The 24712-nt window shown below is 39.1% G+C and carries 17 protein-coding genes; 15 read left to right on the top strand and 2 right to left on the bottom strand.

What is annotated here, in order from left to right:
- Positions 1 to 96: 96 nt before the first annotated feature.
- The 5 genes from RDN93_RS17450 to hisB all read left to right on the top strand — a co-directional run bounded on the left by RDN93_RS17450 (position 97) and on the right by hisB (position 5177).
- On the top strand, positions 97 to 588 hold the full coding sequence (locus RDN93_RS17450; protein WP_308746698.1) for a PaaI family thioesterase: 492 nt from the start codon (positions 97 to 99) through the stop codon (positions 586 to 588).
- 251 nt (positions 589 to 839) lie between these two features.
- Entirely contained in the window at positions 840 to 1691 is an 852-nt protein-coding gene (gene hisG / locus RDN93_RS17455; protein WP_308746699.1) for an ATP phosphoribosyltransferase, read from the top strand.
- Positions 1692 to 1693: 2 nt separating this feature from the next.
- Complete coding sequence (gene hisD, locus RDN93_RS17460) at positions 1694 to 2980, top strand: histidinol dehydrogenase (RefSeq protein ID WP_308746700.1); 1287 nt, start codon at positions 1694 to 1696, stop codon at positions 2978 to 2980.
- Positions 2981 to 3006: 26 nt separating this feature from the next.
- The gene (hisC, locus tag RDN93_RS17465; protein ID WP_308746701.1) at positions 3007 to 4047 is read left to right on the top strand and encodes a histidinol-phosphate transaminase; all 1041 of its coding nucleotides are present in this window, start codon (positions 3007 to 3009) and stop codon (positions 4045 to 4047) included.
- A 5-nt stretch (positions 4048 to 4052) separates the two neighbouring features.
- Positions 4053 to 5177, top strand: a complete 1125-nt coding sequence (gene hisB, locus RDN93_RS17470) for a bifunctional histidinol-phosphatase/imidazoleglycerol-phosphate dehydratase HisB (protein WP_308746702.1) — start codon at positions 4053 to 4055, stop codon at positions 5175 to 5177.
- 522 nt (positions 5178 to 5699) lie between these two features.
- Here hisB and RDN93_RS17475 read toward each other — a convergent pair.
- Positions 5700 to 7625 (bottom strand): NAD(+) synthase, encoded by a 1926-nt coding sequence (locus RDN93_RS17475; protein ID WP_308746703.1) that lies wholly within the window; start codon positions 7623 to 7625, stop codon positions 5700 to 5702.
- A 656-nt stretch (positions 7626 to 8281) separates the two neighbouring features.
- On the opposite strand from RDN93_RS17475, the gene RDN93_RS17480 reads away from it, so the two are divergent.
- From RDN93_RS17480 to RDN93_RS17515, 8 genes are read left to right on the top strand one after another with little or no spacing between them, the layout of a single operon-like run.
- Positions 8282 to 11236 carry a TonB-dependent receptor gene (locus RDN93_RS17480; protein WP_308746704.1) on the top strand — a complete coding sequence of 985 codons (2955 nt, stop codon included), beginning with the start codon at positions 8282 to 8284 and terminating at the stop codon, positions 11234 to 11236.
- Positions 11237 to 11267: 31 nt separating this feature from the next.
- On the top strand, positions 11268 to 12827 hold the full coding sequence (locus RDN93_RS17485; protein WP_308746705.1) for a RagB/SusD family nutrient uptake outer membrane protein: 1560 nt from the start codon (positions 11268 to 11270) through the stop codon (positions 12825 to 12827).
- 22 nt (positions 12828 to 12849) lie between these two features.
- Entirely contained in the window at positions 12850 to 13797 is a 948-nt protein-coding gene (locus RDN93_RS17490; RefSeq protein ID WP_308746706.1) for a DUF4843 domain-containing protein, read from the top strand.
- 17 nt (positions 13798 to 13814) lie between these two features.
- Positions 13815 to 15689, top strand: a complete 1875-nt coding sequence (locus tag RDN93_RS17495; protein WP_308746707.1) for a BACON domain-containing protein — start codon at positions 13815 to 13817, stop codon at positions 15687 to 15689.
- Positions 15690 to 15722: 33 nt separating this feature from the next.
- Positions 15723 to 18377, top strand: coding sequence for a DUF4458 domain-containing protein (locus tag RDN93_RS17500; RefSeq protein WP_308746708.1), 2655 nt, complete (start codon positions 15723 to 15725; stop codon positions 18375 to 18377).
- A gap of 37 nt (positions 18378 to 18414) precedes the next feature.
- Positions 18415 to 20163, top strand: coding sequence for a BACON domain-containing protein (locus tag RDN93_RS17505; RefSeq protein WP_308746709.1), 1749 nt, complete (start codon positions 18415 to 18417; stop codon positions 20161 to 20163).
- Positions 20164 to 20177: 14 nt separating this feature from the next.
- Positions 20178 to 22025 (top strand): DUF4458 domain-containing protein, encoded by a 1848-nt coding sequence (locus RDN93_RS17510; protein WP_308746710.1) that lies wholly within the window; start codon positions 20178 to 20180, stop codon positions 22023 to 22025.
- A gap of 5 nt (positions 22026 to 22030) precedes the next feature.
- On the top strand, positions 22031 to 23083 hold the full coding sequence (locus RDN93_RS17515; protein ID WP_308746711.1) for a hypothetical protein: 1053 nt from the start codon (positions 22031 to 22033) through the stop codon (positions 23081 to 23083).
- On the opposite strand, the gene RDN93_RS17520 is transcribed toward RDN93_RS17515, so the two are convergent.
- The gene (locus RDN93_RS17520; protein ID WP_308746712.1) at positions 23077 to 23817 is read right to left on the bottom strand and encodes a DUF1573 domain-containing protein; all 741 of its coding nucleotides are present in this window, start codon (positions 23815 to 23817) and stop codon (positions 23077 to 23079) included. The genes RDN93_RS17515 and RDN93_RS17520 overlap by 7 nt on opposite strands.
- A gap of 145 nt (positions 23818 to 23962) precedes the next feature.
- On the opposite strand from RDN93_RS17520, the gene RDN93_RS17525 reads away from it, so the two are divergent.
- Both RDN93_RS17525 and RDN93_RS17530 read left to right on the top strand, forming a co-directional pair.
- Positions 23963 to 24391: a transcriptional repressor gene (locus RDN93_RS17525; protein ID WP_308746713.1), complete on the top strand. Its 429-nt coding sequence runs from the start codon at positions 23963 to 23965 to the stop codon at positions 24389 to 24391.
- Positions 24392 to 24413: 22 nt separating this feature from the next.
- On the top strand, positions 24414 to 24712 hold a 299-nt coding region (locus tag RDN93_RS17530; protein WP_374047425.1), incomplete at its 3' end, for a rubredoxin-like domain-containing protein.

Below are 24712 nucleotides of genomic sequence, written 5' to 3' on the forward strand. Positions count from 1 at the left end.
CCGGGATTATTTGATTAATTAATAACTCGTCCCGATTTTAACGGGACACTAGTGATTTTGCTTATATTTGAGGAGAAAAACTAAAAAGAGAGCATCATGAAGAAGATAATAAATCCCTGGAAAGGCATGGAAGGGTACAACTGTTTCGGTTGTGCTTCACATAATGAATCTGGAGCAAAGATGGAGTTTTATGAAGACGGTGATGAAATCGTAAGTATCTGGAAGCCCCGTCCTGAATATCAGGGCTGGATTGATACATTGCACGGTGGCATTCAGGCGGTTTTGTTGGACGAAATTTGTGCTTGGGCGGTACTTCGTAAGTTACAGACAACAGGGGTTACTTCGAAAATGGAGACTCGTTACCGGAAACCTATCAGTACAAAAGATACCCATATTGTACTGCGTGCGTCCATTAAAGAAGTGAAACGGAATATTGTTATTATCCAAGCCAAGCTATATAATAAGGATGAAGAAGTCTGTACGGAAGCAGTTTGCACCTATTTTACTTTCTCGAAAGAAAAGTCGAAGGATGAGATGCATTTTACTCATTGTGATGTAGAGTCGGAAGAGATTCTACCTTTAATTTGAAATAAAAACTCAAGTTTTTGTGATAAATGTTTGGAAGTATGAAACAAATGCTTTATTTTTGTCGCAGTTAATAGAAGAAATATGAAATATACAGCTATACATCATCATCATTTTCCTAACGAATAACTCGGTGGGCGTAGATGATATTGTGTATACTCTATATAACGATAACGAAGGCTTACCGAATGCGGTAAGCCTTTTTTTATTTCCTGATTTGGATAGTAATTAATAATAAATAATTAAATAAGATCATGTTAAGAATCGCAGTACAGGCCAAAGGACGTCTCTTCGAAGAGACAATGGCACTTTTAGAAGAGTCGGATATCAAGTTGAGCACTACTAAACGTACTTTGTTGGTGCAGTCTTCCAATTTTCCTATCGAAGTATTATTCCTTCGTGACGATGATATTCCGCAAACGGTGGCTACCGGTGTAGCTGATTTGGGTGTTGTCGGTGAAAATGAATTTATGGAAAAAGAAGAAGATGCCGATATTATTAAACGTCTGGGTTTCAGTAAATGTCGTCTGTCATTAGCTATGCCGAAAGACATTGAATATCCCGGATTGTCATGGTTCAATGAGAAGAAAATCGCAACTTCTTATCCTGTCATTCTCCGTAACTTCTTGAAGAAAAATGGTGTGAATGCAGAAATCCACGTTATCACCGGTTCTGTGGAAGTGTCTCCGGGCATTGGACTGGCCGATGCTATTTTTGATATTGTAAGCTCCGGTTCTACTTTAGTCAGCAACCGTTTGAAAGAAGTGGAAGTGGTTATGAAATCAGAAGCCCTGCTGATTGGTAACAAGAATATGAGCGATGAGAAAAAAGAGGTGCTGAATGAACTGTTGTTCCGTATGAACGCAGTGAAGACTGCAGAAGATAAGAAATACGTGCTGATGAATGCTCCGAAAGATAAGTTGGAAGAAATTATTGCTGTATTGCCGGGTATGAAGAGTCCTACCGTTATGCCGTTGGCACAAGAAGGCTGGTGTTCCGTTCATACAGTGCTTGACGAAAAACGTTTTTGGGAAATCATCGGAAAGCTGAAAGTTTTGGGAGCAGAGGGTATCTTGGTACTTCCGATTGAAAAAATGATTGTATAACTATGAAACTAATTAAATACCCTTCAAAAGAGCAGTGGACGGAACTATTGAAGCGTCCGGCACTGAATACGGAAAGCCTGTTTGATACGGTTCGTTCTATTATAAATAAGGTAAGGGCAGAAGGTGATAAAGCTGTACTCGAATATGAAGCAGCTTTTGATAAAGTGACCCTGTCTGCACTTGCTGTCACTCCTGAAGAAATGCAGGTAGCCGAATCATTGGTGAGTGACAAATTGAAGACCGCTATCTCTTTGGCTAAACAGAATATCGAAACATTCCACTCTTCCCAACGCTTTGTCGGAAAGAAGGTAGAGACAATGAACGGTGTAACCTGTTGGCAGAAAGCGGTAGGTATCGAGAAAGTAGGACTTTATATTCCGGGCGGAACAGCCCCGCTTTTTTCAACAGTGCTGATGCTCGCTGTTCCTGCAAAAATTGCAGGATGCAAAGAGATCGTGCTTTGTACGCCCCCTGATAAGGAAGGAAACATTCACCCGGCTATCCTTTTCGCTGCTCGATTGGCAGGGGTAAGCAAGATTTTCAAGGCAGGCGGTGTACAGGCTATTGCAGCGATGGCCTATGGAACGGAAAGTGTTCCTAAAGTATATAAGATTTTCGGTCCCGGAAATCAATATGTGACAGCCGCCAAACAATTGGTCAGCTTGCGTGATGTAGCCATTGATATGCCTGCCGGCCCATCAGAAGTAGAGGTGTTGGCTGATGCATCGGCAAATCCTGCTTTTGTGGCTGCGGATTTATTGTCGCAGGCAGAACACGGAGTGGATAGTCAGGCCATGCTGATTACGACTTCCGAGAAACTGCAAACAGAAGTCATGGCAGAAGTAGAACGCCAACTGGCTGAATTGCCTCGTCGGGAGATTGCTGTCAAATCGTTGGAGAACAGTAAACTGATTCTGGTTAAGGATATGGATGAAGCATTGGAGCTTACAAATGCCTATGCTCCCGAACACTTGATTATAGAAACGGAAAACTATATGGAAGTAGCTGAGCGTGTCACCAATGCCGGTTCCGTCTTCCTAGGTTCTTTGACTCCCGAAAGTGCGGGCGACTATGCTTCCGGCACGAATCACACCTTGCCGACCAATGGATATGCAAAAGCATATAGCGGTGTAAGCCTGGATAGTTTCATCCGTAAAATTACATTTCAGGAAATCCTCCCGGAAGGAATAAAGGCTATCGGTCCGGCTATCGAAGAAATGGCGGCTAATGAACATCTGGATGCACATAAGAATGCCGTCACTATCCGCCTTAAAGCAATTAATAAGTAATAACTGAAATTTAAAAAGTATTGCTGATGAAAACATTACAAGAACTAACCCGACCGAATATATGGAAGTTGAAGCCATACTCTTCGGCTCGTGATGAATATAAAGGTTTTACGGCATCTGTCTTTTTGGACGCAAACGAGAATCCGTACAATACGCCTCATAACCGCTATCCGGATCCTATGCAGTGTGAACTGAAAGCACTGCTGTCGAAAATCAAGAAAGTATCTCCCGAACACATCTTCTTGGGAAATGGTAGTGATGAGGCTATTGACCTGGTTTTTCGTGCATTCTGTGAACCGGGTAAAGACAATGTCGTAGCTATCGACCCTACTTACGGAATGTATCAGGTTTGTGCCGATGTGAACGATGTAGAATACCGGAAAGTGCTGTTGGATGATAACTTCCAGTTTTCGGCAGATAAGCTATTGGCAGCTACTGACGACCATACCAAACTGATTTTCCTTTGTTCACCGAATAATCCGACAGGAAACGACTTGCTTCGTTCTGAAATAGAAAAGCTCCTTTGTAAGTTTGAGGGGTTGGTACTGTTGGATGAGGCATATAACGACTTCTCTTCTGCTCCTTCTTTCCTGGAAGAATTGGATAAATATCCGAACCTTGTCGTATTCCAGACATTCTCCAAAGCATGGGGATGTGCCGCTATTCGTTTGGGAATGGCATTTGCGTCAACTGAAATAATCGCTATCCTGAGTAAAATCAAGTATCCTTATAATGTCAATCAATTGACTCAACAACAGGCTGTCTCTATGTTGCACAAACATTATGAGATAGAACGTTGGGTAAAAACGCTGAAGGAAGAACGTGACTATCTGGAAGAAGAATTTAGGAAACTGTCGTGCACAATCAAGCTATTTCCGTCCGATGCGAATTTTTTCCTGGTTAAGGTGACAGATGCCGTGAAAATCTACAATTATCTGGTAGGTGAAGGCATTATTGTCCGTAATCGCCATTCGGTATCACTTTGTTGCAACTGCTTGCGTGTGACAGTAGGTACCCGGATAGAGAATAATACATTGTTGGCGGCTCTTAGAAAATATGAAGGATAAAGGATATGAAGAAGAAAGTATTATTTATAGATAGAGATGGTACATTGCTCATTGAACCACCTGTTGATTATCAGCTCGATTCATTGGAAAAGTTAGAATTCTATCCGAAAGTATTCCGTAATTTGGGCTTTATCCGTGGCAAACTCGATTTCGAATTTGTGATGGTTACCAATCAGGATGGACTGGGTACTTCTTCTTTTCCGGAAGAAACATTTTGGCCTGCCCACAATTTGATGTTGAAGACATTGGCAGGAGAGGGGATTGTTTTTGACGATATTCTGATAGACCGTAGTTTTCCCGAGGATAATGCGCCTACTCGCAAACCGCGTACCGGTATGCTGACAAAATACATCAACAACCCCGACTATGATCTTGCGGGAAGTTTTGTGGTGGGTGACCGTCCTACTGACGTAGAGCTTGCCAAGAACTTGGGATGCCGTGCCATCTATTTGCAGGATTCAACTGAAAGTTTGAAAGAAAAAGGTTTGGAAGATGTTTGTGCGCTTGCAACAACAGATTGGGATCAGATAGCCGAGTTTCTTTTTGCAGGTGAACGGAAAGCGGAAGTCCGTCGTACAACAAAAGAAACGGATATATATGTATCTTTGAATCTTGATGGAAGCGGTACTTGTGATATTTCCACCGGTCTTGGTTTCTTCGACCATATGCTCGAACAGATCGGAAAGCACTCCGGCATGGATTTGACAATTCGTGTAAAAGGGGACTTGGAGGTAGACGAACATCATACCATCGAAGATACTGCTATTGCTTTGGGAGATTGTATTTATCAGGCTTTGGGTAGCAAGAGAGGAATCGAACGGTATGGCTATGCATTGCCTATGGATGATTGTCTCTGCCAGGTTTGTCTGGATTTTGGCGGTCGCCCCTGGTTGGTATGGGATGCTGAATTCAAGCGCGAAAAGATAGGAGAGATGCCTACGGAAATGTTCCTTCATTTCTTCAAGTCGTTAAGTGACGCTGCAAAAATGAATCTGAATATCAAAGCGGAAGGGCAGAATGAGCACCACAAGATAGAGGGAATTTTTAAAGCTCTTGCACGTGCCTTGAAGATGGCGCTCAAAAGAGATATCTATCATTTTGAACTTCCGTCCAGTAAGGGCGTACTCTGATTGATTGCTAATATTATTCGAAGAATCAGAGAAGTTGATGTAGAACGAATAAAAAAAGAAGTGATGCAGTGATTCAATTGACTGTATGATTTAGTCAAATCATAAGGAAGATTTAGAAACTTCTATTGTATGAATTAGTGCATTCTCCTTATCTTTTAACTAATTCAACTGCTGGTATTATTCTGTTGCACTTGTGTAACGGTGCAAATGGACTTGAGTAACTATCCGGACAGACTTGTGTAACTGAACAGTTGCACAAGTCTGTCCGGATAGTTATTTATAATAGATGCTAATATGCTGGAATATATCGGATTACAAGGAAAACGCAGTTTTTCTTTCCAAAAAGTAAAAATCAACCGTACGTTTTTTGTAAACTTCTCTTAAAATGGCCTCGTTTTTATACCTAAATCGTTGATATATAGCGCTGCAACATTTTTGTTTTTCCCTGTATAATACTTAAAATAAATACAAAAATGTGGCAGACAAAAATGCCTGCCAGAATAAACTTTCTATCCAAAAGAACTATAAGTTCTCTATTTCTTTAAGCCACATCGCTGAACTGGCATCACTCGGCATTCTCCAATCTCCTCTCGGACTGATAGAAATGCTACCGACTTTCGGCCCATCGGGCAGACATGAACGTTTGAACTGTTGATTGAAGAAACGGCGGAAGAAGATAAGCAACCATTTCTTAATGGTCTCTTCGTCATAACTTCCTCTAAATGCGATATTTGCCAGATAATAAATCTTTGACGGACGGAAACCGAAACGCAGGAAATAATAAAGGAAGAAGTCATGTAGTTCGTAAGGGCCTACCAAATCTTCCGTCTTTTGTTTGATGTCCCCGTTTTCATCTGCTGGAATCAGCTCCGGGCTGATGGGGGTATCCACTATATCAAGTAAGGTAGCTTTTGAATCCTCGTCCACACCATTTTCTGCCACCCATTGTACTAGATATTTCACAAGTGTTTTGGGGACGCTTGCATTGACGCCATACATTGACATATGGTCACCATTGTAAGTTGCCCATCCCAAAGCAAGTTCCGATAAGTCACCTGTGCCCACTACCATCCCCCAGGTTTGGTTAGCTACATCCATTAATATTTGTGTACGTTCGCGTGCCTGTGAATTTTCATAAGTAACGTCATGTACATTTATATCGTGGTCTATATCTTTGAAATGCTGGATGCAGGCGTCTTTGATGCTGATTTCACGGATAGATATTCCCAATGATTTCATTAGGTTGATAGCATTATGATAAGTTCGGTCGGTAGTTCCGAAGCCGGGCATTGTAATTCCGAGAATTCCCTTTCTGGATAATCCCAGTTTATCGAAAGTCTTCACGCAAACAAGTAATGCCAGTGTTGAGTCCAATCCCCCGGATATACCGACTACGGCGGTTTTAGCTCCGGTATGAACAAGGCGTTGTGCCAGTCCTGCTACTTGAATAGAGAAAACGTCTTCACAGTGTTCGTTTAGTTCTTTCCCTTGTGGGACAAAAGGATGCGGATTGAAACTTCGGGTCAGTGTCAGTTCTTTGCTATTCACAAATTCCGTAGCAATAGAGACCGCCTTTCTATCTTCCAAATTTGCTTGATTGGCTGCGAAAGTCGTATTGATTCTACGTTCAGCGCGTATGCGTTCTACATCAATCTCACTGATGATAAGTTGTTCTTCCATGCTGAAACGTTCACTGCATGCAAGAAGACTGCCATTTTCGTAAATCAGTCCATTTCCTGCGAAGACTACATCAGTAGTAGACTCTCCGAAACCGCAAGATGAAAATACATATCCTGCAATGCAGCGTGCAGATTGCTGGCTGATAAGAGAACGTAAGTAATTATGTTTTCCGATACCTTCATTGTCTGCCGACATATTAAATAGGATTTCCGCTCCTTGCAGTGCAAGTGAAGAGCTGGGAGGAATCGTAGACCAAAGGTCTTCACAAACTTCAATTCCAAAAGTGGTATCCGAAGTTTCAAATAGTAGATTTGCTCCTATGGGGACGATTTGTCCGCACAAACGCACATTATCTGTTGTGAGTTGTAGGGCAGAGGTGAACCAACGCTGCTCATAAAACTCTTTATAATTAGGAAGATAAGTTTTGGCTGTGACACCTAATACTTTTCCTTTCTGAATAACTACAGCCCCGTTAATAACCGTCGAATTGACAACCACCGGCATACCGACAATAGAGATAATGTCCAATTGACGCGTATTATTCAGAATCTGCATCAATCCCATTTCAGCTTCTTCCAATAAAAGCTGCTGACCGAATAAGTCACCACAAGTATATCCGGTAATACTCATTTCCGGAAAAACTATGATTTGCACTCCCTTGCCTTCGGCTACTGCAATCAGACTTTCTATTCTTTCTGCATTGAATTTACAGTCAGCCACTTTCACGTGTGGCACGGCTGCTGCTACTTTTACGAATCCGTAGTTCATCTTATACCTTATTTATATATAGTGGGTGCAAAAATAGGAAAATAGTTTTGAATATTTATCTTTTATATAGTGAATCCTCTCAATAAGGTGTTTTGTGTGAATTGTGATACTGTTGTTTAGACAATTAAATGAAATGTCAAAATGAAAGTTAAACGTGTCTTCTGTTGTGATATGGCTTATATTCTGTTATTTATCTATTCCGTATATACTTGAATAGCTGACAAAAAGATATCATTGGAAGTTTGGTGTAAAATATGCGACATTTTGTTTCTTTTATTTAACTATAATATTTATATTTGTAGCCGAATAAAACATATTCAGAAATATAAGACACTTAAACAGAACAAGTAATATTGTTTTTAATTTATAATTTAAGAGAGCAGATGAACATACATTCGATTCACGTAGCAGTAACACGAAAAGTCTATTTAGATATTTGGCGCAATATTAAAAATCAGCCAAGTTAGTTTTCTCTTATTCTATTTTTTTAGAAGATATATCTTGCCCAAAGGTCGATGCAAAGTTATGCTTTGGAAATTGAGCTGTGGGGAAGGAGCGTATTATTATTTCATACGTGAAGATAATATGCATATGTTTTATTGTGGATAAACCTATAAAATAAATCAATTTCATTAATTTTAATTTAAGTAACAAAGATGAGAAAATCAATTCTCTTGTTTGTACTCTTTACTCTGACAAATATTCCCCTGTTGCTTTTTGCACAGGGTGGATATCAGGTAAAAGGATGCATCATTTCGGCGGAAGATAATCAGCCGATGATTGGTGTGTCGGTTTTGGAGAAGGGTACTACAAATGGAGTAATTACCGATATGGATGGTAATTACAGTATCACAGTGACGAAATCTCCCGCCACTTTGCAGTTTTCTTACATCGGCATGAAGATGGTGAGTAAACAGGTGACTGTTGCTACTCGCATTGACTTGACGATGGAAAGTGACGCGCAGCAGATGGACGAAGTGGTAGTCGTTGCATATGGTGTACGTAAGAAAGGAACAGTGACAGGTTCAATGTCGGTGGTAAAAGCTGAACAAATGGAAAATGTCCCGACTCCGAGTTTTGACCAAGCCTTGCAAGGTACGACTCCGGGATTGCAGGTTATTTCCAGTAGTGGTGAGCCTAGTGCTACGGCTAATTTCCAGATTCGCGGAACCAACTCAATTAATGCCGGCACTACACCGCTATTTATATTAGACGGTATCGCCATTACCGATGAGGTTTTCTCATCTATCAATCCGAATGACATAGAGAGTATTTCGGTTTTGAAAGATGCTTCATCCACTTCTATTTATGGAGCGCGTGCCGCCAATGGGGTAGTGGTAATCACAACGAAAAGAGGACGTTCCGGTGATAATGGTCAGATCACCGTACGTGCACAATATGGTGTTTCCAAACTAGCGTATGGAAAGTGGGATATGATGAATACGACAGAGCGTCTGAATTTTGAGGAGGAAATAGGTAAGCTCATTCCTGGAACGTATGATCGTGATTTGCTTGAACGTACCAATATAGATTGGCGTGATGTGATATATAATGATGCTGCTCCTTTGGTTAGTGTTGATTTGCAGACAAGCGGAGCTACGCAGAATGGATTCAACTATTATGTCTCAGGTAATGTCCATTCTCAGGATGGTATTGCGGTAGGTTCTGATTACAAACGTTATACTTTGCGTGCCAATTTGGAAGCAAAAGTCAATAAATGGTTTAAGATCGGTACGAATGCTTCCTTTGCTTATGAAGAAATCAAAGAGGCTACCTCGGGTGATTACAATACTGTAACTCCGATTTCTGCTATTCATTTTATGCTTCCCTATTGGAATCCTTATGCTCCTGATGGAAGTATTGCTAAATTACAAGAAGGTACTTGGCTCGGTACAAATGTAAATCCATTGGAATACATGGAATATAATCCTTCTGATAAAAATAACTGGAAAGTCGTAGCTTCCGCTTTTGCCGAATTGCGTCCTATTTCCGGATTGACGATCAAAACTTTGGGAGGTATCGATTATCTGAATAGGCGTACTAATATATTTTCTCTGCCTTCTTATGCAACCAATGCGGGTGAAGGATATGTCGGTAGAGGAGCCAGTCGGTATATTAATATGACTTGGTCTAACACGGCCACTTATGTATTTGATGTAAAGGATGACCATCATTTTAATGTAATGCTTGGCCAGGAGTGGGTAGATAATCAGAATAATGGTTTCTCTGTTATCGGTCGCGGACAGAGTAATGATAAGATGACAACGTTGGCTACCGGTAACCGTGGCGATAAGCCTACGGATGATATGCTCGAGGCTCGTTATTTGTCTTTCTTTGCCCGTGCTGATTACAACTATCAGAATAAATATTATGCCGATTTGTCAGTCCGGAGCGATGCTTCTTCCCGCTTTGGTTCAGATTCCCGTTGGGGATCTTTCTGGTCAGTCGGTTTGATGTGGAATGCAAAAGCGGAGAAATTTCTGGAGCATATAGATTGGTTGACAAATGCACAGTTAGCTGCAAGTGTCGGTACTTCTGGTAATTCCTCAATTCCGGCATATTATCATTGGGCATTGGCAGGTGGAGGTCCTATTTATGGGCTCGGCAGAGATGTTATGTCAGGTATGGCTCCTAATTCCAAAGGAAATGAAGAGTTGACTTGGGAAAAGACAATGACAACCAATGTGTCGTTGAAACTTGGATTCTTTGACCGATTCAATTTTGCTGCCGAGTTTTACAATAAGAAAACTACTGATATGTTGATGGAAGTTCCTATTTCGGCAGTAGGGGGATATAGTATGCGTTGGAGTAATATAGGTGCTATGGTCAATCGTGGTGTTGAATTGTCATTGGATGCGGATGTACTCCGTATTAAGAATTTCCGTTGGAATATATTCGGAAATGTTTCCTACAATAAAAATAAAATTACCGAGTTGTATGATGGCCGCGACGAGTATGACATGGGAGAGACTAACTTGTTTTTGAAGGTAGGTCATGATAGCCAGGAATTTTATTTGAATAGGTTTGCAGGAGTCAATCCGGCAAATGGAGATGCCCTTTGGTATGATAAGAACGGAAAACTTACGGATGAAATTAAGGAAGAGGACAAAGTGTTGACCGGTAAAAGTGCGGATGCCCCATGGCAAGGCGGATTCGGTACTACGCTCTCATGGAAGGGGATTAGCGTTTCTGCACGATTTAGCTGGGTGTCAGGACGTTATATGATGAACAATGACCGCTTCTTCAGCGAAAGTAATAGTTCGGCTTATGCAAGTTATAACCATTCGCGTAAGATGTTGTATGACCGTTGGAAGAAACCGGGTGACATTGTTTCTATTCCTCGATATGATATTCCTATTCAGTTTGACGATCGCTTGTTGGAAGACGCTTCTTTTTTGCGTTTAAAGAACTTGACTGTTTCTTATGATTTACCGAAAAGCTTGTTAAGATCGGCAAAAGTCTTTCAACGTGTCAAGGTATATGCGCAGGGACAGAACTTGTTTACCTGGACTAAATTCCAAGGTATGGATCCCGAATCAACAATGAATATATATCAGGCGGCATATCCGATGTCCCGTCAATTTACTGTTGGTCTGGAAGTTGGATTCTAATGATTATTTATTTTATATTATATCCAAGAATATGAGAAAATTAAAAATATTATTGTTGTTGCCGATATTGGCATTTACGGTTTTTTCATGCGATATGAATCTTGTTCCGGACGGTTCTATTTCGGAAAAAGAAGCGCTTCGTACTGTCAAAGACTGTGATGCTTGGGTAGTGGGTATTTACAGTGCTTTCAAGAATGATGCGCTTTATAGTGGCAGTATGGTGTTGTTTCAGGATATCCAGGCTGACATGGCTTATGCGGCTTTAAAAACCAATTCGGGTATTTATACGCAGTTTTATCAATGGAATATCAAGTCGACTACTTCCGAAATCGCAAATGTGTATAACGGACTTTACACGATTGTTTCTCGTTGTAACTTCTTTTTTGACTACAAAGACCAAGTAGAATCTACTTTGAAGACTGCTGCAGATAAAGAATATTTCAAGAAGCGCGTAGGGGACGTCTATTTTGCCCGTGCGTTAGCCTTTTCCGAACTGATCCGTATTTTCTGCGAACCGATGACTACCGCTAATGCAAATACTGAAAATATGGGAATTTGTCTGGCTATGACTTATAGGGACGATGTACCTATGGTGAAACGTTCTACTTTGCTTGAATCCTACAATCAGGTGCTTAGTGACTTGAAACAGGCCGAAGATAATATCCCTGCTGAACGTACCGTAGCGGATAATCCTTACTTCAGTTTAGGAGCGGTATATGCTTTGCAAGCGCGTGTCTATCTGTATATGGGAATGGGTGATCTAAGTATTAAAAAGGATAATGAATACCTGAAAAAATCGGTAGAAGCTGCCGGAAAAGTTATAAAGACAGGTGTTTATACACTTTCCGATGCTGTAAATAATGTTCCTCAGGCTGGTTCGACTCAATATACGGATTATCAGATGATGTGGAAGTATGATCAAAGTAACGAAATTATTTGGAAGGTAGCTATGACCTCGGTAAGCTATGGTGGCTCATTAGGACGCTATTTGTTAGGCTACAATACCGTGACTTATAGCCCCCAATATCATTTCTCGGAAGCTATTCTGAGTTTGTATGATGATAATGACAAACGTGCTTCCGTATTTTGCAATCAGCTTGAGGATGCTTATGGAGATAAAGTATATATCATTACTAAATATCCTGGTAATCCGGATCTGGATGGCGGAGCTACTCCTAAGTTCATTAATATGCCTAAACCGTTCCGCTTGTCTGAAGTTTATTTGAATCGTTCCGAGGCATACTATTGGTTAGGTGATGAAGAAAATGCGCAAAAGGATCTTTCGTCGGTTAAGCGTAAGCGTATTAGTGGTTTTGGCTCTGTTTCTGCCTCAGGTGATGATTTGTTGAAAGAAATAAAGAATGAACGTGCCCGTGAATTGTATATGGAAGGTTTCCGTCTGTCTGATTTGAAACGTTGGCATGATCCGGTAAAACGTGAAAAGCAATTGTATAGTATCGACGGTTCTATCAACAATCAGTTGAATGTGAAATATACAGATGTAAAATACCGTTTTACTACTTGGCCTATTCCAAAGCATGAAATTGAGGCTACCAATGGTTTGGTAGTAGGTAATGCAAGTAATTATTAAACAATAATAAATAACAGATTAGATGAATATGAAGAAATTTTTGAATCTTCTGTTGATGATTCCGTTTGCAACTGCCTTTATGGTTGGATGTCAATCTGAAGACATTACCTATTCTGGTCCTGAGTATGTGATGTTTTCTGATACTACATATACGATGCCAATATTAGAAATGGACAAGATGTTTGAAGTACCGGTTGCTGCAACCACTTTGGCGGACTACGACCGGAATTATGCTGTAGAAATCGTCAATGATAAATCAACAGCTGTTCGTGGCTATCATTTTGATTTTGTAGACAACTCTAATAATGTCACAATCAAAGCAGGTGAACGTACTGCTTTAGTTAAATTGGCAGGACATTATGATAATGTTAACCGTGATGATAGCTTGGTAGTGAGATTGCGTTTGGTTGAGCCTGAAGCTCAGACATGGGATTTGTACGGAAACGAAACATTGGTAGACTTTATCAAGTGTCACCCTTTTAAAATGAATGATTTCCTGCAAATTAAAAATGAGACAGATGAAGCTGACTTTATGATGTTGGCATCTTTCCCTTTTGACAGTAATACGGGATCATTTTCAGTAAAAGGATATAAGAAAGATGAAAAGACATTGATGCTTACTGATATGTTCGGACGTTCCGGTTCTGGTGAGATTCGTGTAATTTTTGATGATTCTGACCCTTTGGATTTAGTAGTTACAGTGCCCGAGCAAGCAGGCTTTCGTGAAAGTACATATGGAACGGTCTGGGTGCGTTCTGTTGCTCAGTATCCTTCGTACTTCAATACCTTTGATAACTTCTTTGTACTTATATTAGAAGCGTACGTTCCTCAAATAGGAAGTTTTGGAGTTTATCAATATATATTTAAGTCACTTGATAAAGACGAAGCTGAAAATAACGAGAATGGTGCTGCAACTCGTAGTATAGCAGAAAGTAGCGACTGTTCTACTTTCAAATTCAATAAGTTTTAATCTAAAAAGATAAGAATATGAAGACAACATTGACTTATTTCAAATATTTATTTGTATGTGTCCTGATGTGTGCTTTTGCTGCTTGTGGTGATGACGACGATGAAAGTAAGGGCTCTAATACAACTATCGAGGTCGTTTCTCCAGCAGATTTGGCCATAACATGTACAGGGTCTGACAATGACGCTGTAACAGTTTCTTTTGTAGCAGAGAATGATTGGACTGCTATCGTAAGTCATAACTGGATTGATTTGAGTAAAAGGACAGGTTCTGCCGGTGAACAGAAGATAATAGTAACAGTAGAGAATAATGATGATTTTAAGACTCGTATTGGTACTATTACTATCAAGGATAAGGCAAGTGGAAAGTCTGTCGATATTGTTGTAACTCAAGGTGAGAAAGGTTCTGTTCTTACTTTCTCAACAGAAAATCAGAATGGTACTGATTTGGTTATTAACAATGAAAAACAAGAGATTACAGCAGAAGTAAATGTAAAGAGTAACTATGATTATTCAATTAGCATATCACCGGATTGGTTGACGTATGAGAAAAAAGGACGGAATGATGATGGTTCAATTAAATATGTTTTTCATGCAGACCCGGAAAAACTGCATGCGGCAGGTGGTTATAATGAGCAGACTGCTATCGTAAGTTTTGCATATCAGGCAGAAACTCGTACTCCGGCTACAAAAGATTATGCTGTGAAATTTGCAGGTATTACTCCAACTATGACATGTGATATGATTCCTGTGGTTTTGGATGATGAATTTGGCGATGGATATGGGGCTACCATACACATAACTTCAAATATAAAATGGGCGTTAGGAAATACACCTTCATTTACAGAAGTTACTTATCCGGTTACAAATAGCTCTGTAAATTTCTTTGAGGTAAATACATCTGTGAAACTTACTTATAATAAAGCTGATCTACAGGTGGAAGAAGAAAATGGTACTTTGACTTTTGTAGATGCTGAAGGAAAAGCAATGGATTATAGCTTGAGCGTAAAATATCCGGGAGTAGGGAATGATTATGTAGAGATTGATAATACAGCATTTAAGATGCCGGATAATCAATTATATATGTTTGATGCACATGGTGCTGAGGAATATCCGGGTTATTACGGTGATATACCTATCAATTTCCAAGTAAAAGCAGCCAATAAGGATAATCTGGCTTTTTATATTGTAAGACAGAACTTTGGAGGTTCTCCTGTTTATTCTACATATATGAATAGTTTTGGGGATGAAGAATCTGCGAATATGACAGGATATCAGGGCTGGGCATTTATAGAAGATTCGGAGGTTGACAATACTCGTGCTGTTGTGGAAACAATAACTAAGATACTCTTTGTAAAGTCACGTGGTAATGAATGGAATGGAAGTTCTATTGAAGATGAAGATCGCTATTTTGCTTTATTTGCAGTTTCTGCTACTAAATACCCAACGTTTGAATCTTTATTTGATGAAGAAGGAGAGTTGAAACCTGAACTGGATGCAAAATATATCAATTTAGGTCAGAAGAAAAAAGGTGGTGTTGAAGATTTTGTCTGTGAAGATTTGACAGGACAGACATTGACAGCATCTCCTGCTGAAGAAACTTTCACTTTTGAATATTCAGGTATTGATTTAAGTTCTGAAGATTGGGGTGCTACATGGTATCATGGAGTTGAAATAGTAGATGGAGTAATGGACAAAGGTGAATATGGTGCTGGAGACATGATTAATTTAAAAGGAACTAAAATGGGACCATTGGTAGATGGAATTGGACAGATAACTATAACAGTTGCTTCTAATACAACTGGAAAAGAACGTTCTGAGAAGTTTGCAATTTGTGCAGGTACGTTGGAGGATGCGGTAATTACTTACTTCACGATTAAACAAGCTGCTAAATAATCATTTCATAATTTTATTTATTTAACAAAGAAAATGAATCTATTAAGAAAAATAAACTGGTTGTTTGCAGCAATGCTTTGTATAGCATTGGTGTCAAGTTGTTCAGATGACGATGTCGTTTCTGGCAATGGAACATCAGGATACCTCAAGTTATGTCTGACTTCTTCAAAGGCCGTAACTAGAGCTACTACATTAGATTATATGTCTGATGCTAAAAAGGTAGAGGTATCTATGTTGTACAATGATATGTATGTAACACAATCCTTGAATCTGAGTTCTGTGGCTGATGCCGCAGATCTCGGACTGGAATCTGAGAATTTGGAACTGCGTTCAGGTGAATACCGTATCATGAGTTACACTCTTTTGAGTGCAGTGAAACCGGGTATGGAGAAACCTGAGAAGTTGGCTACTATTTATCCGGATGAATCATTAACCTTTCAGATTACGAGTGGACATCTTACAGAGCTTGATGTGAAAGTAAAAGCAACTGTACGTGGACGTGTTTACTTCGATCTTTTGAAAGATTTGTCCAACTATGATGAAGAAATGGATAAAGCTAATAGTGGTAAGACTCGTGCTGCATTAGAAACTGATCCTAAAAATTTTACTTATGCAAATGTAGAAGAAGTGGATCTTTACTATCGTAAGAAAGGTACAAGTGAATATGCAACTCCGCATGCTTTTAAAGTTTATGAAACAAGCAATGAAAAGTATCTGCATACTGACACTGTAAGTTGGGAATCCGGAGAGTATGAAATAACTCGTTACATGATGTACGATAAAGATCGTAGAAGTATTTTGTTGGCAGGTGATTTGAAAAATACCTATGTGACAGTTACTACTGGAGATTATACAGAAGGAAGCGTTGATGTCAAATTCCCTGAGAATATGTATGCCATCAAAGACTATATTGCCCTCTACACTATTTGGGTAAATATGGATGGAGCTAACTGGAGCTATGCCGGTGAATCTTTTCCGACAGGAGCCAACTGGCGTTTTGCCGAGCGTCCAATTGATGAATGGGGAAACCAGCCGGGTGTGGAATTAGATACCTATGGTCGTGTGAAAACATTGGAGCTTGGTTCTTTCAATCCAAAAGGAGCTATACCTGATGCTTTGGGTGATTTAACAGAATTGGTCTCTTTAGCATTAGGAACTCATAATGACTTGGCGTCTGTTGAAAACTTTGAGGGGGATAAGGTAAGTTATAGTTTGAATCCTATTGAGTTGTACCGTAAGGGCATTGATTATCGCGCACATCGTATGGAAATTGCAAAAGAAAGATTAAGGATCCTGCATCCTTCGCCGATTGACAATGGTAAGTTATATACTTCGAAGAAAGTTACTGCTTTGAAATATGCTACTTCCGCTACCTATGATTTTGCTCAAGGCTCTATCTCCAATCGTATAACAAAGATTCCGGCTTCAATCCGCAACCTGACGAAGCTAAACTATTTGTTTGTGGCAAACGGTTTGATTGGATTGAATGATGATGATCTTCCTGTAGAATTGGCAGAGTTACCTGACTTAACCGATGTGGAGTTTTATAATTGTAAGTTTAAGAAATTCCCTACTGCATTGGAAAAAATGACGAAAGTAGTTTCATTAAACTTTAGTTGTAATGCAACCATGGAACCTGCTGAACTCTTGAGAGGATTAAATGCATTCATAACTAACTGTAAGGATGAATTGCAGATCTTGTATGTATCTTCTTGTGGATTGGAAGAATTCCCTATGGCATTGACTGAAGCAACTAAAATTGGTTTACTAGATCTTTCATCTAACAAATTGAGAAAGTTGCCGGGAACAGGTCGTAAGTTAGCACCGGTACAGGCATTTTTTGATCATAATAAGATTACAGAGATTGCTGATGATTTCTGTGAGACAGATGATATTGAGAAATTTGCAGTATCGAATAATATGCTGAAAGTATTTCCTAATTTGTTTAAAGACGGAAAAGATAGCAAATACCAAGCTACAAGTGTAGACTTTTCAGATAATCATATAGAACGTTTTGCCGATGGATTCAATGGCATCAATGTTGAAACATTGACACTTACTAAAAATGATTTTGGTAAGGCCAATAAAGATGAGAAAGGAAAAGGGTATTTTCTGGGAGCATTGAAAGGTTCAGGAATCAGCTATTTATTAATTAATAACTGTGAATTAGATACACTGCCTCCTTGTTCTTTCGAAGAATTGGAAGTGTTGGAAGCGTTAGATTTATCAGGAAATTATCTTAGATATCTGCCAACTGAATTTAACTCCAGAAATTTGGTCTTTGTATCCGGGTTGAATTTGTCTTTCAATAAATTCAAGGTCTTCCCAATGAAAGCAATGGAATTACCTATGTTGAATAAACTATATCTGACTGATCAATGGGATATTGATAAAAAGACAGGTAAGGAGAGCCGCCCTTTACAAGACTGGCCATCTGCTTTGTCTTCTTATCCGGGATATGCAACTTTGAGACTTTTAGACGTATCCAACAATGATATTCGTAAAATTCCGGAATCGAACTTCCCTACTTTATTGGCAGAGTTTAATATAACTGATAATAATAATATTGATGTGACTATTCCGTCTGAAGTTTGTTCGAAAATATCTTCCGGCATATATAGATTGGCATATGATTCAAATCAGTATATTATAGGATGTCCGATTCTTGATTTGGATATGAATAAATAATGGAGGAACAGAATTTATGAATTATTTATTTAAAGATATGAAAGCAATGTGCTGGGCAATAGTTGCCCTGACATTATTATCGGTGGCTTCTTGTAAAGATGATGACGATAATGTAGCAAGCGGCTTCTCTGTTGATCAGACAGAAATGCAGTTTTCAAATAACGGTGGAACTATTGAGTTGAAAGTTGCTACTGGTCAGACATGGACTGCTGAGGCTGAAAATGATTGGTGTATGGTCAGCCCGGCTACTGGAGTAGGAAGTGGCGTGTGTGTGATAAAGACAGATTCTTCTTATTTATATAAGGAACGTACTGGTCGGGTTATCTTCTATTCTGATAAAGGAGATTTGGCAGAAGTATTAGTGAAACAATATGGATACGAACCTACTATTGAATTTACAGAGGCAGAAGTGATAGTACCGTCTTATGCTGCTCCTGAAAAAGCGTATGTAGATGTTGAGGCTATTGCCAATGTTCCTTTTGAAGTCGTAATTCCGGAGGAAGCAAAGGCATGGTTGACTCTTGAGGGGACTTCTACTTATACCCCGTCAACAACAATTCCTCGTAAGCAGAAATTCCGTTTTAAATTTAAAACCTATACGGACTTTGATGCTGACCGTATCGCTGAAGTACAATTCAACCAAAAGCCAACTCTCACACGTGCTTCTGGAGAATCGGCAATGTTGAACAAAATCGTGAAGATTACTCAGGAGAAAGCTCCGCTAATTATACCTTCACGTGAAGGTGACTCATTGGCTGTTCTAGCTGTAACACGAGTAATCAATGCAGGCCTAGGTTCGTCAACCAGCCGTCCGATTACTCACTGGGATAATATTGTTGTTGAAGAACGTACTTATGATTATTATAACCCGATAACGAAATATGAGAAAAAGGATACTACAGAACTTCGTGTGATTGGTTTGCGTTTGTCAATGTTTGATACGGACGAGTCTGTTCCATATCAGATTAAATATTTGACAGAACTTGAAACATTTGCTGCTATTGCCAACTCAAATGCATATAGAAAGAAGATAGCTCTGGGGCCTGAAATAACAACGCTCAATAAACTAAAGAGCATTTCTTTTATGGGATATGGTCTTAATAGTCTTCCGGCAGAAATGGCTAATATGCAGAGTCTGGAAGAATTAGATTTGAATGGTAATACAATCTTGAGTTTAGAATCAATTAAGGATGTACTTTTAGGATTGAAAGATAAACTTAAATATTTGGATATAGGTGGTAATAGAATTAGTGGTTCTGTCATGAACCTGAGTACGGATGTTCCAAAAAATGAAACATTGGAAACGATTGGTTTGGGAGGAGACTTGGCAAAATGTGACTGGCTGTTCCGTGATATGAAAGCGTTGGAAGAACTTCATATGTCATATAACTATTTTTATGGTAATATTCCAGATTTGAATGGTGTTAAAGATGGCATTCTTCCTAATATGAAATATCTGACATTAAACTTGAATCGTTTGACAGGCAAAGTCCCTGATTGGATATTGTATCACAAGTATTTAGCTTGTTGGAACCCATTCTTGTTGTTGTTCAATCAGGAAGGTTATGATAATAAAGGAACTATAGCCGGGTTTACTAATGCCCCCACTAAATTCTCTGAATTTCCGGCTGAATATAACCGTACTTGTCCGGAGGATGAAGAAGCTGCTGCTGTTGCGGCTAAACTGCCTCCATTGACTCAAGAGGATCTCAATACAGTGCCTTTGCACGGTAATTGGAGATATTATAGAATGCTTAATAAAAACTGGTATTTGAATTGGAAATGAAAATGACAAAGTATATGAAGTGGACACTTCTATTCTGTTTCATGATCTGCGCAGCTCTGTTTACAGGCTGCTCAGATGATGATGAAGTTGCAACCTTAGCCGAAGGACAAGGAGAAGTGACTTTTAAGTTTGTGCGCAATAAGGTTTTTACCATATCTACATTAGAAGACATGGCACGACTGAAAGTGACGCTGGAAAAAGATGGTAACAAAATTGATTTGAAAACAGTTGATTTGACTGGTAACGAAGACGAATTGACTTCTGAAACTCTTGCATTGGAGGAAGGTACATATCAAGTTGTGAAATATGTAGCTTATAACAACAAAGGAACACAGATTCAGGAAGCTTATGTAGATGATGAAAATATTGTCATAGTTAAGCATGGAGAAATGGCGACTTTCTATTTCCCGATTTCTATTCGTTTTGTATATGTTAATAATCAATTGCGTAATCAATTGTTTGGCTTGTGCGAACAAGCGTTAGGTACTGATTCAACTAAATGGCCCAAAGCGTGGCGTATAGAGAATGAAGATCTATTAACTTGGGAGAATCTTGAGTTTGAAGTGGATGATTATGGAAATATATCTTATTTGGCAGGTATTATATTTGATAATAAGTCATTTCCGGGTATGAAGAAAATACCTGAACTAATCAGTTCATTCTCTACTTTGGAAGGTATTCAGATTGTGGATATTCCGGAGTTTGAGGAATTACCCGGCAATTTGGATAAGTCTACACTTTATGCCATTAAGATAATGAATACCGGATTCAAAGCTTTTCCGAAGAACTTTGAGAAGATGAAGAATCTACGTTCGCTTACTATTGTGAATAGCCAATTGGATGAGCTTCCTGCTCGCTTGGGTGAACTTCCGGAGCTTCGTGACTTGGAAATTAGTGGAAATAAAATATCTGAATTTCCTGCTGCACTTGCGGAGAAATTGCAAAAGGTGGTTTCACTTCGAATGAATGATACTAAACTATCCACGCTGCCTTCTACTATTTTCAGTATGAAGATGGTGTCTACTTTTGATTTCCGTAATAATCCCGGCCTGAATTCCTTACCGGAAAGTCGCGGTGAAGGTGTTCGCATGGGAGGGTTGCTTTTAGACAATTGCGGCTTTACATCCATTCCCAAAATAGCACAAGGAAGATTACGTACACTTACGTTAGCTAATAATAAGATTACTTCTGTTTCGGCGAATGAATTGAATGCGTTATCAAGTGCATTGGATATATTGATTTTAGATGGAAATGAAATAAAATCTTTTCCGAAGATGAAATCCTCTTCATTGATGGAGTTAGGCTTGAATAACTGTGGATTGACAGTGATTCCGGATTTATCAGAGTTGCCTGAACTTTGTGTGCTTTCACTAAGTGACAACCATATTGTTGAAGTGAAAGATGAAACTTTTGCTAAATGTACTAAATTTGCTATATTGGATCTCTCTAATAATACAGAGTTGAGAACTTTCTCGGATAATGCCGGAGGATTTACACTGGTCGATCAAACGGTCAATTATAGAAGTAAAAAAACTGTTGGTGGAAAGATTGTTGAGTATGGTGAAAAATATTTGCAGAATGCAGCAAAGCCTTTTTATTTGAACTGTGTAAATGTGGATAACTGCCCGAACTTGGTTTGGGAAGTACCGGAAACCTGGTGTTGTATCAAGAATTTCCATGTATCAAATAAGGAAGATTTGGAACTGCCTGTTAGAAATGTAATTGTCTATAATCGTGGTTCGAATGGAGTGACTCGTAAAGAGTGTCCTGTATGCAAAGTGGATGATCAGATAAGAGTGTATACGTTTCCAAAGACTTTGGAGGAAATTATCGCAGGGCTTAAAGAGAACCAAGATAAATAATTTGCATGAGATTATTGAATAAGTTATTATTTATTCTTCCTCTCCTAAGTGTCATCACTTCTTGTGGTGACACTGAACCGGAGACTCCGGAAATTATTCCTCCGGAGCTTCCGGTTACTTCATTTTGGGAAAGGCAATCGCATCTGGCAATGATGGGATGGAAAGGAAATGTGAATACTGTGAAAGAATCATCTTATTTGGTATCTTTAGAAGTGTGGAATAAAGATGAGGAAGCAATCTCTTCTATTGAATGGAAATTTGACGCTAATGGCCATCTGACATATTATAATCCTACTGGAATCGAACCGGTAACGTATATCCGTGACGTATGGCAAACGGTAGCTTGCTATTCTTATGAATATGATGAATCTGGAAAAATGGTGAAAGCTATTGTGAATGATTTTAGCGGAGAACCTGTAATATATACATTGGCTTATGGAAAGCATGAATCTTATGTGCCTCTGATATTTCCTTTGGGAGCTTATGAATTCTTTTTAGTAAAAGGTTTGGAAAGCATCTCTAGTGAAGATGGGAGTATTTCTTATTCTTTTGATGGTAATACTGCTTCATATATTTCAGAATCTTGGAGTGGTACGTCAACTACTACTTTTGAGTATACTGCCGAAAGTCTGTATCCGGTTCAGAAAACTGTTATACAGGAAAGAGGTGGAGTAATCACTAATACAGAAGTGATATCTTATGTTTATAATGATGACGGCAGTTTGGCATCAACGGATAAAATAGTGAAAGAAGGAGAAAATGAAGTAGAGCGTACAGTGACACGTTTTATATCATCATCCTTGTTGCTTGCTTTCCGACTGACTGATGCAGGGGGACAATTGGACTGGACTTATAAATATAATGAAAACAACTGGTGGACGGAGGTTTCTTATAAGGAAGATTTGGGTGAAGAGATAGAAGCTAAGGAAACAAGCGCTTATACTCAAAAGGATGCTATTGGTAATTGGACGGAAGCCATGCAACAGCAAAATAGTCAGGTGGATTGGTCTCATTTTGACTCTTCAGTCAGAGTAAACCGCATCATAAGTTATTATTGACTACATTTTTCCGAAGTGATAATGATAGAAACTTTACCCGCTACATTCTGTTGGCGGGTATTTTCTTTTAATCGGATACAGAATGTCCGGTTTTTATCTTTATCAGCAGAACGTATGATTTGAATTTCTCCTTTTTGATTTGGTTGTAAAATATTGGGGACTAATGTAGCGGATAGACAAGGGATGCTGGATTCTATTGATACATGAAGAGAGCCGTTCCCGCTATTGACTACCATAATGCTTTGCTGTTGAATATCACCACGCATTTGTTTTAACTTCATGCCAGTGGTTCGCAACTGTAAATCTCCCATTACATAAGGATAAGATTTGTCTTTTCGAATAGCTCCTGGTGTCACAGTACCTTTCACGGACAAGTGTACTTTATTTTCTTGACTGGAGAAGCTTACTAAAATTGTACGATTGAAAACCCCAGGTCGTCCCTGTGGATTGTAGATAATGCTAATCTCTCCACTTTCTCCTGGTAGAATAGCCTTTTTAGTATATTGGGGAACAGCACAACCACATGTACTTTGCACATGCGCTATGGCTATAGCGTCAGTCTGATGATTGGTGAACTTGAATGTACAAACTTTAGGATTACTATCTTCTGAAAAAGTACCTAAATCGTTAATTAATTTATCAAATACTATTTTATTTTGTGCCTTAGATTGAACCGATAGGATACAAAACGCGCCTATGATAAAGAATATAATTGAAATACGTTTGCTTCTCATGCTTTTTCCTTATTATAATGTGACAAAAGTAATGCTTTTTATGAAACTTTTTCTCATAAACTATTGGTTTATTCCGAAGAACTCTTTATCTTTGCATTGGATTTATAATTGTAATGAATACAAGTTTGGAAAAAAGGGGCAAATGATGAAACCGTACGAAAGATTATTAGAACATAATATAAAACCTTCGATGCAGCGTATTGCTATTATGCAATATTTGATGGAGCATCCTATCCATCCGTCGGCTGACGATATTTATACTGCATTATCTCCTTCGATGCCTACGCTTTCAAAGACTACAGTTTACAATACTTTGAAACTGTTTTCTGAGCAGGGAGCAGCCCAGATGCTTACGATTGATGAGAAGAATACTAATTTTGATGCGGATACTTCCATTCATTCCCATTTTCTTTGTAAACGTTGCGGACACATTTATGACTTGCAATGTCCGGAAGCGGTGAAAAGGGTAGAGAGTCTGGAGATGGACGGACATCAGGTATCGGAAGTGCATTATTATTATAAAGGTATATGTAAGAATTGCTTAAGAAAAGATAAAGAAATACGTATTGACTAATTAATTTAAAATTGAGAAGAAAATGAAAAAATTTAGATGTACTGTTTGCGGTTACGTTTATGAAGGTGACGCAGCTCCTGAGAAATGTCCTTTGTGTAAAGCTCCTGCCAGCAAGTTCGTAGAAGTTGTTGAAGTAGAAGGTGGCGCATTGACTTTTGCTGACGAGCACGTTATCGGTGTTGCAAAAGGTTGCGACGAAGAAATGATTAAAGACCTGAACAACCACTTCATGGGCGAATGTACTGAGGTTGGTATGTATCTGGCTATGAGCCGTCAGGCAGACCGTGAAGGTTATCCTGAAGTAGCTGAAGCTTTCAAACG

Source organism: uncultured Bacteroides sp., assembly GCF_902491285.1.
Lineage (GTDB): Bacteria > Bacteroidota > Bacteroidia > Bacteroidales > Bacteroidaceae > Bacteroides.

Bases quoted from the DNA above. Each gene is read 5' to 3' on its own strand.
- RDN93_RS17475 (WP_308746703.1), bottom strand. From the start codon at position 7,625: ATGAACTACGGATTCGTAAAAGTAGCAGCAGCCGTGCCACACGTGAAA.
- RDN93_RS17500 (WP_308746708.1), top strand. From the start codon at position 15,723: ATGAATCTATTAAGAAAAATAAACTGGTTGTTTGCAGCAATGCTTTGT.
- RDN93_RS17490 (WP_308746706.1), top strand. From the start codon at position 12,850: ATGAATATGAAGAAATTTTTGAATCTTCTGTTGATGATTCCGTTTGCA.
- RDN93_RS17505 (WP_308746709.1), top strand. From the start codon at position 18,415: ATGAAAGCAATGTGCTGGGCAATAGTTGCCCTGACATTATTATCGGTG.
- RDN93_RS17485 (WP_308746705.1), top strand. From the start codon at position 11,268: ATGAGAAAATTAAAAATATTATTGTTGTTGCCGATATTGGCATTTACG.
- RDN93_RS17510 (WP_308746710.1), top strand. From the start codon at position 20,178: ATGAAGTGGACACTTCTATTCTGTTTCATGATCTGCGCAGCTCTGTTT.
- hisD (WP_308746700.1), top strand. From the start codon at position 1,694: ATGAAACTAATTAAATACCCTTCAAAAGAGCAGTGGACGGAACTATTG.
- RDN93_RS17495 (WP_308746707.1), top strand. From the start codon at position 13,815: ATGAAGACAACATTGACTTATTTCAAATATTTATTTGTATGTGTCCTG.
- hisG (WP_308746699.1), top strand. From the start codon at position 840: ATGTTAAGAATCGCAGTACAGGCCAAAGGACGTCTCTTCGAAGAGACA.
- RDN93_RS17515 (WP_308746711.1), top strand. From the start codon at position 22,031: ATGAGATTATTGAATAAGTTATTATTTATTCTTCCTCTCCTAAGTGTC.
- hisB (WP_308746702.1), top strand. From the start codon at position 4,053: ATGAAGAAGAAAGTATTATTTATAGATAGAGATGGTACATTGCTCATT.
- hisC (WP_308746701.1), top strand. From the start codon at position 3,007: ATGAAAACATTACAAGAACTAACCCGACCGAATATATGGAAGTTGAAG.
- RDN93_RS17450 (WP_308746698.1), top strand. From the start codon at position 97: ATGAAGAAGATAATAAATCCCTGGAAAGGCATGGAAGGGTACAACTGT.
- RDN93_RS17520 (WP_308746712.1), bottom strand. From the start codon at position 23,817: ATGAGAAGCAAACGTATTTCAATTATATTCTTTATCATAGGCGCGTTT.
- RDN93_RS17525 (WP_308746713.1), top strand. From the start codon at position 23,963: ATGAAACCGTACGAAAGATTATTAGAACATAATATAAAACCTTCGATG.
- RDN93_RS17480 (WP_308746704.1), top strand. From the start codon at position 8,282: ATGAGAAAATCAATTCTCTTGTTTGTACTCTTTACTCTGACAAATATT.